This is a genomic window from Streptomyces sp. NPDC016677 (genome assembly GCF_055562815.1).
In genome coordinates this window covers 1-7,154 of sequence record NZ_JBVHEO010000033.1, presented here as the reverse complement: position 1 = coordinate 7,154, position 7,154 = coordinate 1, and the positions used below count along the sequence as shown (strand labels likewise).

At 72.4% G+C, this 7,154-nt stretch carries 5 protein-coding genes; 3 read left to right on the top strand and 2 right to left on the bottom strand.

Features of this window, described 5'->3' with window-relative positions; translation table 11 throughout:
• Positions 1 to 463 precede the first annotated feature (463 nt).
• Positions 464 to 1,258, bottom strand: a complete 795-nt coding sequence (locus ACZ3IG_RS36040; RefSeq protein ID WP_467437465.1) for a TetR/AcrR family transcriptional regulator — start codon at positions 1,256 to 1,258, stop codon at positions 464 to 466.
• A gap of 378 nt (positions 1,259 to 1,636) precedes the next feature.
• Here ACZ3IG_RS36040 and ACZ3IG_RS36035 point away from each other — a divergent pair, with 378 nt between their 5' ends.
• Both ACZ3IG_RS36035 and ACZ3IG_RS36030 read left to right on the top strand, forming a co-directional pair.
• Positions 1,637 to 3,007 carry an NAD(P)/FAD-dependent oxidoreductase gene (locus ACZ3IG_RS36035; protein ID WP_467437464.1) on the top strand — a complete coding sequence of 457 codons (1,371 nt, stop codon included), beginning with the start codon at positions 1,637 to 1,639 and terminating at the stop codon, positions 3,005 to 3,007.
• 181 nt (positions 3,008 to 3,188) lie between these two features.
• Positions 3,189 to 4,841 (top strand): ATP-binding SpoIIE family protein phosphatase, encoded by a 1,653-nt coding sequence (locus tag ACZ3IG_RS36030; protein ID WP_467437462.1) that lies wholly within the window; start codon positions 3,189 to 3,191, stop codon positions 4,839 to 4,841.
• A 9-nt stretch (positions 4,842 to 4,850) separates the two neighbouring features.
• Here ACZ3IG_RS36030 and ACZ3IG_RS36025 read toward each other — a convergent pair whose 3' ends face one another.
• The gene (locus tag ACZ3IG_RS36025; protein ID WP_467437461.1) at positions 4,851 to 6,116 is read right to left on the bottom strand and encodes an MFS transporter; all 1,266 of its coding nucleotides are present in this window, start codon (positions 6,114 to 6,116) and stop codon (positions 4,851 to 4,853) included.
• Positions 6,117 to 6,251: 135 nt separating this feature from the next.
• Between ACZ3IG_RS36025 and ACZ3IG_RS36020 the strand changes: the two genes are divergently transcribed.
• Positions 6,252 to 6,800: a MarR family winged helix-turn-helix transcriptional regulator gene (locus tag ACZ3IG_RS36020; protein ID WP_467437460.1), complete on the top strand. Its 549-nt coding sequence runs from the start codon at positions 6,252 to 6,254 to the stop codon at positions 6,798 to 6,800.
• Positions 6,801 to 7,154 lie beyond the last annotated feature (354 nt).

The following is a 7,154-nucleotide window of genomic DNA, read 5'->3' as shown; positions in this document are numbered from 1 at the left end:
GGGGTGTCCGTCCTCGGAACGGCGCGGAATCGGTCGCTTACGGGGGTGCGGCGGGTTGACGCGCCAACCGCTGCGGGCGGACACCCCCCACCCCGGCCCCTGCGCACCGTACGCGGGTGCGGGTATGGCTATGGCCTGCACGGCCACGGCCACGGCTTGTGTGCGGGCGCGGGTAGAGCCTGTGCACGGCTACGGCTACGGCTACGGCTTGTGCGGGTGCGGCCTCATGCCGCGCGCGGGATGCGCCCCCCCCGCGTATCTCGCGCAGGACGCGGCACGCGCTCACTCGCGCGGGACGCGGGGGCTGATCACTTGCGCGGCCCCGCGTCCACCACGCCGGGCCCCGCCCCCAGAAACAGGGGTACGGCACACCACTCCGACGGGTACGGCCAGGCACCGATCGGCATCGGCGGGTGCTCCCCGGCAGCTCAGGCCCCCAGGAGCACCCGTCGGTACCCGCGCGCTACGCCGGCCGCGACCGCAGCCCCTCCAGCAGGATGTCGAGCAACCGCGCCGACGCCGCCGCCTGCTGTGCCGCGTCCGGCAGTGAGGGTGCCGCCGTGGCGATGACCAGCAGGACGTCGGAGACCGACACGTCCGGCCGCAGCTCACCGGCCGCGCGGGCGCGGTCCACGAGCCGGCCGACGACCTCCAGCAGCGCCGCGGCGCCCGCGTCGTCCTCCAGGGACGCGCCCCCCGCGTCCGCGGACTGCTCCGGCACCAGCCGCAGCTCGCCGGAGCCCGGCTGGATCCGCTGCTGCGGCACCCGGGGTTCACCGGCCGGGCCGGCGGGGCCGTCTTCGGGATGCTCGTCCGCCACGCCCACTCGCAGCACCTGCGGCGGCAGCAGCCGGCCCGCGCCGGACGCCACCGACGTCCGCAGGAACCGGGAGAGCGCCGACCACGGCTCCTCCTCCTGCCCCAGCGCCGTCCGGGCCTGGTCGGTCAGCCGGGTCGTCTCCTCCTCGGCTATCCGGCGCACCAGCACGTCCTTGCTGGGGAACCGCCGGTACACCGTGCCGACCCCGACCCGCGCGCGCCGGGCCACGTCCTCCATCGGCGCGCCGTACCCCAGCTCGCCGAACACCTCACGTGCCGCGCGCAGCACGTGTTCCAGATTGCGCTGAGCGTCCACGCGCAGTGGCGCCGACCGCGCGCCGTCCCCGCGTCCACCACCCGCCGTACCCGTTGTCGCGCTCATCGTGCCGCCGGCGGCGACAGCGGAGCCGGACGGCCAATGAGAGTTCTGAACATGCATAGACAATCCCCCGGTAATGACGTCTCCCCCCGGAGACACTCCCCGTCATCGGAAGCCGGAGCGTGTGCGGAACAGGCCGCTGTCCGGGCCGCCCGTCGCGGGCCCGATGAGCGCATCCCCCCTACACTCCGTCGGGACGAACATAGTTGAGTGGGAGTCAATTCAGAAGGGGCAGGTTCCGCACGGAGCGCCCCCCGATCGGAGTACGGCCCCGACAAGACCCCCGTGACCCCCTTGCCCGTCCCCACCGCGTACCCGCTGACCTGCTCTCCTTTCCCGGCCGGCGACGAATCGGCCAACCCTGCCCACCGTGGCCGACCGGTCATACGAATTGCCGGGCCTGTGGACAAACTCCAGCGCCGGGTGCGTCATGGGAGGGTGAAGGAACGCGCGCGCATTCTCGTTGTCGGCGGCGGCTACGTCGGGATGTACACGGCCCTGCGACTTCAGCGGAAGCTGAAGGGCGAACTGCGGCGGGGCGAGGCCGAGATCACCGTCGTCACCCCCGCCCCCTACATGACGTACCAGCCGTTCCTTCCCGAAGCCGCCGCCGGATCGATCTCCCCGCGGCACGTCGTCGTCCCCCTGCGCCGCGTCCTCGGCCGCTGCCGGGTCGTCGTCGGCGAGGCCGAGTCCGTCGACCACGCACACCGCACCGCCGCCGTCACCACCCTCGCCACCGAGGAGGAGGGCCGCGGCGCGCACCGGGTCGGCTACGACGAGCTGGTGCTCGCGCCCGGCTCCGTCTCCCGCACCCTGCCCGTCCCCGGCCTCGCCGACCACGGCATCGGCTTCAAGACCCTCGAAGAGGCCATCGGCCTGCGCAACCACGTCATCGAGCAGATGGACATCGCCTCCTCCACCCGCGACCCCGCACTCCGCGACGCCGCCCTCACCTTCGTCTTCGTCGGCGGCGGCTACGCGGGCGTGGAGGCCCTCGGCGAACTGGAGGACATGGCCCGCTACGCCGCGCGCTACTACCACAACGTCGACCCCGGCGACATGAAGTGGATCCTGGTGGAGGCGACCGACCGGATCCTGCCGGAGGTCGGCGAGGAACTGGGCCGCCACACGGTCACCGAACTGCGCCGCCGCAACATCGACGTACGGCTCGGCACCCGCCTGGAGTCCTGCGCCGGCCGCGTCGCCGTCCTCAGCGACGGCTCCCGCTTCCCCACCCGTACGGTCGTCTGGACGGCCGGCGTCAGACCCCACCCCGTGCTCGCCGCCACCGACCTGCCCCGCACCGAGCGCGGACGGCTGAGATGCACCCCCCAGCTGGCGGTCGAGGGCGTCACGCACGCGTGGGCCGCCGGAGACGCCGCCGCCGTCCCCGACGTCACCGTCGGCGCACCCGGCCGGGAATGCGCCCCCAACGCGCAGCACGCGCTCCGACAGGCAAGGGTGCTCGGCGACAACATCGCCCACGCCCTGCGCGGCGAACCCCTGGAGACGTACGCCCACAGGTCCGCCGGCTCGGTCGCCTCCCTCGGCTTCCACCAGGGCGTCGCCCAGGTCCACGGCCGCAGGGTGAAGGGTTACCCGGCCTGGTTCCTGCACCGCGCCTACCACCTCAGCCGCGTCCCCACCGTCAACCGCAAGGCGCGCGTGCTGGCCGAATGGACACTCTCCGGTCTCTTCAAGAGAGAGATCGTCTCGCTGGGTTCACTGGAACACCCGCGAGCGGAGTTCGAACTGGCTGCCGGGGGAATCCCTCCTCAAGAACCCCCGGAGAACCCGAAGGGGTAGTCCTGGCCGGACCGAGGAACTCCGCCGCCCGGCCCGACGTCTGACGGATGCCGGGCCGGGCGGCACCCTGCCAGACTGGTCCACACCACCACGGGCGGGCCGCCGCTCACCCCCCGCGCGGCCCCCGGGACCCCGGCCGGTTCCGGTGCCGGCCGCCGACGACTACACGAGGCAAGGATTCGTGAACTTCACGCGCTGGAGCGCCCGGCTCCCCGGAACGCAGCGCCGCGCGGCAGCGCGGAACGACACCACGGTCTCCCCGGACCGGCGGGGAGAGAGCCGGCCGGAGACCTCCGTGCCCGCCGCCCGCGCCGAACAGCTGACCGACGAACCCCCTCCCGTACCGGCCGTCGACGACCTCCCCGTCCGCGACGTCCTCGACCGCGTCCCGGCCCTCGTCGCCCTGGTGCACGGCCCCGACCACCGCATCGCCTACGTCAACGACGCCTATACGGCGGCCTTCGGCGTACGCCCTCTGGGCGAACGGGCGAGAGAGGCCCTCCCCGAACTGGCCGAACTGGGCCTCTTCCCCCTCCTCGACCAGGTCCAGCGCAGCCACCGGCCCCGCACCCTCAAGTGCCGCAAGGCCCCCGACGGCCGCTCCTACACCTTCACCTGCGCCCCCGTCACCGAGGGCGAGGACAGCGGCGTCCTGGTCTTCGCCACCGACGTCACCGACCACGCCGAGGCCGCCGAGCGCCTGCGCGCCAGCGAACGCAGCCAGCGCGAGACCGCTGTCACCCTCCAGCGCTCCCTCCTCCCGCAGGAACTGGAGCAGCCCGACGACCTCCGCATCGCCGCCACCTACCACCCCGGCGGCACCGAGGCCGCCGTCGGCGGCGACTGGTACGACGTGATCACCCTCGGCGGCGGCCGCACCGCCCTGGTCATCGGCGACGTCATGGGCCGCGGCGTCCGCGCCGCCGCCGTCATGGGCCAGCTCCGTACGGCGGTCAGGGCCTACGCCCGCCTCGACCTGCCCCCGCACGAGATCCTCCAGCTCCTCGACGGCCTCGCCGCCGAGATCGACGCCAACCAGATCGCCACCTGCGTGTACGCCATCCACGACCCCAACGAGGGCCGCCTGGTGTACGCCTCCGCGGGGCACCTTCCGATCCTGGTCCGCGACGAGACCGGCACGGTCCACCGCGCCGACGAACCCACCGGCCCGCCCCTCGGCACCGGCGGCTGGGTGCACGCCTCGGGCTCCGTCCCCCTCGCCCCCGGCTCCACGGCCGTCCTCTACACCGACGGCCTGGTCGAACGCCGCAACCAGGACCTCGACGAAGGCATCGCCGCCCTGGAGCGCGCCCTGGCCGGCGCCCGCGGCACCCCCCAGGTCATCTGCGACCGCCTGGTCCGCTCGGCCGGCGTCACCCCGGAACACGACGACGACGTCGCCGTTCTGGTCCTCCAGCACCCGGCGCGCACCGGCCCCGAACACGACCTCTTCCGCAACGCCGCGCTGGAACTCCTCGGCGGCGTCGAGGCCGCCCCACGCGCGCGTGCCTTCGCCTCCGGCGTCCTGACCAGCTGGCGCTTCCCCACCGACCTGCACGACCTCGGTGTCCTGGCGGCCAGCGAACTGGTCGCCAACTCCCTCCAGCACGGCACGCCCCCCATGCGGCTGCGCCTGCGCCGTACCGACCGCCGTCTGATCATCGAGGTCACCGACGGCGACGACCACCTGCCCAGACGGCGTCGCGCGGAACCGGCCGACGAGTCCGGCCGGGGCATCGCCATCGTCGCGACCATCGCCTCCGGCTGGGGCAGCCGGCGCACTCCGGGCGGCGGCAAGGCGGTCTGGTGCGAGTTCGCCCTGCCCCGCCCGTGACGGACGGCCCTACGCCCGGGCGGCCGCCTCCGACTCGGCGGGCGCCCCGCCCTGCCGGACCACCCGGCTGGCCCGCAGCAGCCACGGCCGGTCCTGCACCGGAGTGAGCGACCGCCCCATCCGCACCGCCAGCACGGTCATCACCAGCGAGAACAGCAGGAACACCACGATGTACGGTCCGGGCAGCGCCGCCGCCAGCGGCCCGCCCACCGCCGGCCCGACCGCCAGCGCGAGCTGCTTCACCAGGGCGAAAGCGGAGTTGTACTGCCCCGCCATCCCCTCCGGCGCCAGATCCGCGACGAGCGGCACCAGCGTCGGCGACAACAGCGACTCACCCAGCCCGAACAGCGCGTACGTCGAGATGAACGCGGCCGTCGCCATGGACTGGCTGCCGTGCCCCAGCCCGGCGTACCCGGCGATCGCCCACGCCACGGCCCAGATCAGCCCCACGGACGCGATCACCCGCGACCGCTTCCGCCGTTCCACGAACCGCAGCACCGCGAACTGCGCGACCACGATCATCAGCGTGTTCGCCGCCAGCGCCGTCCCCAGCGCGGACGTCGAGATCCCGGCCGCCTCCACGCCGTACGCGCTCAGCCCCGACTCGAACTGCCCGTAGCAGGCGAAGAACAATACGAACCCCAGTACGAGCAACTGCACCATGGCCCGATTGCCCAGCAGCTGCCGCCAGCTTCCCTTGGCCCCCTCGGGCGCATCCGCGACCCGGGGCGCCCGCTCCATCCGCACCGTGGCCAGCACGGCAACCAGCACCAGGAACATGGCCGCCTCGATAGCGAACAGCAGGGTGAACGAGGCCGGGCTGGAGGTGTCGACGAGATGCCCGCCGATCAGCCCGCCGATACCGAGCCCGAGGTTCTGCAGGAAGAACTGCGTGGCGAACGCGCGCGACCGGGTATCGGCCGTCGAGCAGTCCACGATCATCGTCGCCAGCGCCGGCTGCATCACGGCCTGCCCGGCCCCCAGCAGCGCGGCGGACGGCAGCACGGTCGCCGCCTGCTCCGACACACCCAGGCTCAGCGCGCCGAGGGCGGCCACGACCAGGGCGGCGAGCAGCACGGGCAGCGGACCCCGCCGGACGATGGCCCGCCCGGCGAACGGCAGCACGAGCAGCGCGGCCACGGCGAACACGGCGAGCACCAGCCCCGCCGTCACGGAGCCGAGCCCCCGCACCTGCGCCACATAGACGTACAGGTAGGGGACGGTGAAACCGAGCCCGAACGCGCTGAGCGCGTTGCCCACATGGATCCGGCGCATCGCAGCGCCCCTCGCCCTGGTCACGTTCACCTCTCTCACGAGTTAGGAGTGAAGACTTCGAAAGTAAACTTCGAACCTAAAGACTATATTCCGAAGGACTTCAAGGCAAAGCTCCGCCGTGCCATACTGCGACCCATGGGCGACACAGCAGCTGCCGGCGAGCCGACACTCGAGGAACAGATCGCCGCCTACCAGCGCGAGTTCCAGGACCTCGACCCCCAGGTCGAGAAGATCGTGTCGGCGCTGTCCCGCCTGAACCGCCGCATGAACGTCGCCTACGGCCGCCAGACCGCCGACCTGGGCGTCAGCAACGCCGACTTCGAGGTCCTCAAGGCCCTCGTCCTCTCCGGCGTCCCCTATCGGATGGGCCCCGGCGACCTCGCCAAGCGGCTCGGCCTGACCCCGGCCGCGATGACCCACCGCATCGACCGCATGGTCACCGAGGGCCTCGTCACCAGGGACCGCGACGAGTCCAACCGGGTCCGCGTCATCGTCGAACTGACGGCCGACGGCCGTGAGAAGTGGCTGGAGGCCATGCGCCTCGCCTCGGTCTTCGAGGAGGACCTCCTCCAGGACCTCTCCCCCGACGAGCGCACCGCCCTCGGCGAGGTCCTCACTCGCATCCTGCGCAGGGTGGAGCACGACCAGCCGGACGCCGGCGGCCGGCTCAGCGACCTCGACTAAAACGTTTGACAGGGGACGCTTGACAGCCACCTCCCCGATCCGTAAGGTTCTTCGGGTTGCCGCAGCGCCGTAACGGTTTTGCGGTGGCACTCTCGCCGCACGAGCGGCACCTCACACCACCAGCACGACCTCCCCTCGGGAACGATTTCGGCATGCTCGAATTCAATTCCGAACTCCGATTTTGGCAACAGGGAGCGGGTCCGCTAAGGTTTGAGACGTCGGAACGGCCCAACAGCCGGGAAGGCAAGCCCCTCTGACTGGGAATCAGGCCCGAAAGGATCTGATAGAGTCGGAACCGCCGGAAAGGGAAACGCGGAAGCGGGAACCTGGAAAGCACCGAGGAAATCGGATCGG